The 2402-nt window shown below is 64.9% G+C and carries 4 protein-coding genes; 2 read left to right on the forward strand and 2 right to left on the reverse strand.

Going from position 1 to position 2402, the window contains the following annotated elements; translation table 11 throughout:
• The coding region (locus ACEW8G_RS03105) for a type II secretion system protein J (protein WP_373486983.1) at window positions 1-426 on the reverse strand (426 nt) is incomplete at its 3' end.
• Between the two features lie 11 nt (window positions 427-437).
• Window positions 438-815 carry a type II secretion system minor pseudopilin GspI gene (gene gspI, locus ACEW8G_RS03110; protein WP_373486984.1) on the reverse strand — a complete coding sequence of 126 codons (378 nt, stop codon included), beginning with the start codon at window positions 813-815 and terminating at the stop codon, window positions 438-440.
• A gap of 132 nt (window positions 816-947) precedes the next feature.
• Between gspI and ACEW8G_RS03115 the strand changes: the two genes are divergently transcribed.
• Both ACEW8G_RS03115 and ACEW8G_RS03120 read left to right on the forward strand, forming a co-directional pair.
• Window positions 948-1595 (forward strand): prolyl hydroxylase family protein, encoded by a 648-nt coding sequence (locus ACEW8G_RS03115; RefSeq protein ID WP_373486986.1) that lies wholly within the window; start codon window positions 948-950, stop codon window positions 1593-1595.
• The coding region (locus tag ACEW8G_RS03120; RefSeq protein ID WP_373486985.1) for a divalent metal cation transporter at window positions 1592-2402 on the forward strand (811 nt) is incomplete at its 3' end. The genes ACEW8G_RS03115 and ACEW8G_RS03120, both read left to right, overlap by 4 nt.

Here is a 2402-nt window from a genome sequence, read left to right on the forward strand (position 1 = left end):
CGCCGCATCGACCAGCGCCCATTCGATCCGCTGCAGGCTCGACACCCCCGCAGCCGGATCGATCTGCGGCACCTGCCGGGTAAAGCCGACGAGCAAACCGCGATCGGTGACCAGCGCGACCCGGTCGCTGCCCACCGCATCGCGCGACGGGCGCGGCAGCATCAGCGTCATGTCCTGCGCCATGATTGCAGAGAACCGGCGGATGTCGCCCATCTCCTCAAGCCGCACCGCGCTGCGCGCCTGCGCCTCGACGCTCTGGCGCAGCAGCACGACCGATGCGGTGGAAATCATCCCGAAAATAAACAGCGCAACCATCATTTCGACGAGGGTGAAGCCTGCCCGCCCGTTCCCCGGCGAAAGCCGGAGCCCAGGAGTCAGATCGTTCCCAGCCGCTCTGAATTCCGGCTTTCGCCGGAAAACTGACATGCCAATCGCGCTCACTCGACCGGCCTCAACACGGTTAGTGTCACCTCTGGCCCCGTCCCTTGCGCAACCGCCAGATCTATCTTCAGCAACTCGCCCTCGGGCAGCGCCGCTGTCGTCCGTCGCCAGCGAAAGGCACGCCCGGCATTTTCAGCCGTGCCCTGCGCGTCACCCAGCGATGGCGGATTGGGATCGGTCAGTGCCTCCACCGCCAGATTGCGCACCACCAGTTCGCTGTAGAGGCGGCTGTCGAGCTCCACTGTCTGGGCGAGGCTTGCCCCCTGCAGCTTGATGAGCGCGAGCGCGGCGATTGAAAACACCGCCAGCGCGACCATCATTTCGAGCAGGCTAAAACCGTTTTGATGCAGGGGCGGGCGCGGGCGCGTGATCATCGGCGTGATTTAGCCGCTCACACCGCCAAGCGCCACCGCTTTGCAGGGCCAAAGTCTCGCAAGGGTTGAATTGTGGTCTCATTAATGGCTTATCTGGCGCTGCCCACTCACTGCCGATGGACCTTCGAGACGATGACCGAAACCGCCACCGCCAGCAACACGTGCAACATCCAGCAGATGCTGCGCGTGCCGGGCATGCAGCGCGCGCCCAGCCCCAAGCTCGAGCTGTTCATCCTGCGCAATTTCCTGTCCCCAGAAGAATGCGCCGCGTTCATCGACAAAATCGATGCCGACCGCCGCCCCTCGACCATCGCTGACCCCAATGGCGACGATCAGTTCCGCACCTCTGAAACCTGTGACCTGTGCTATGACGACCCACAGGTTGTCGCGCTCGACGAAAAGCTGAGTGCGCTCTCGGGCATCGACCGCCAGTTTGGCGAAACCATGCAGGGCCAGCGCTATGCGGTGGGTCAGGAATTCAAGGCGCACACCGATTATTTTGAACCCGGCGGGCAGGATTTTGAACGCTACACCAGCGTCGCCGGGCAGCGCACCTGGACGTTCATGATTTATCTCAACGAACCCGGCGCGGGCGGATCGACCCGGTTCAAGGTGATCGGCAAATCAGTGCAGCCCGAAACCGGCAAGCTGCTGGCCTGGAACAACCGCCGCCCCGATGGCAGCCTGAATCCGGCGACGCTGCACCACGGCATGAAGGTGCGCGACGGCACCAAATATGTCATCACCAAATGGTATCGTGAAAAACCCTGGGGTTGGTGAGCCTTCCCGCCTGGCGGCCCGGCCCCGCGATGCTGGTGACGGCGGCCTTTATCGGGCCGGGCACTGTGACCGCGTGCGCCAGCGCGGGGCTGGGCTTTGGCGCGGCGTTGCTCTGGGCGCTGGCCTTTGCGACGCTCGCAACGATCATTTTGCAGAACATGGCTGCGCGCGTCGCCATCGTCACTGGCAAAGGGCTGGCCGAGGCAATTCTGGGCGCGGCCTCTTCGCTGCCCTTCCGCTGGGCGCTGGGGCTGCTGATCTTCGCTGCGCTGGCCATCGGCAATGCGGCCTATCAGGCGGGCAACATCAGCGGCACCGCGATTGGCCTGTCGCTCGCAGGCTATGGCGCCAGCGGCGATGCTGCGCGCGAATCGGTTCTGGGCATCGGCCTGCTTGCGGCGGCACTGGTGATTGTTGGCAAGCCACGATGGCTTGAGGCGCTGCTGATCGGGCTGGTGCTGGCAATGGCGGCGGCGTTCACCGGCGCGCTGCTGGTGATCGATATCGATTGGCGCGCCGCGTTTGCAGGCCTCGCGCCGGTGGTGCCCGCAGGCGGGCTGCTCACCGCGATTGCGCTGATCGGCACCACCATCGTGCCGTACAACCTGTTTTTGCACGCCGCATCGGTGCGTGGCCAGTTTGCCGCTGATGCCGCAGGCATTGCTTCGGCGCGGATGGACACCGTCGTTTCAGTGACGCTGGGCGGCTTGCTGTCGATGGCCATCGTCGTCATCGCTGCTGCTGCGCAGGGCAAGACGGCAGGCGATGCCAGCCCGCTGGTGCAGGTCGCCGCGCGGCTGCAGGACC

Origin of the sequence: Blastomonas sp. (assembly GCF_041747255.1) — a bacterium.
In the GTDB taxonomy this organism is placed as follows: Bacteria; Pseudomonadota; Alphaproteobacteria; order Sphingomonadales; family Sphingomonadaceae; genus Blastomonas.

Excerpts from the sequence above, each read along its gene's own strand:
- gspI (WP_373486984.1), bottom strand. The coding sequence starts at position 815 with ATGATCACGCGCCCGCGCCCGCCCCTGCATCAAAACGGTTTTAGCCTG.
- ACEW8G_RS03115 (WP_373486986.1), top strand. The coding sequence starts at position 948 with ATGACCGAAACCGCCACCGCCAGCAACACGTGCAACATCCAGCAGATG.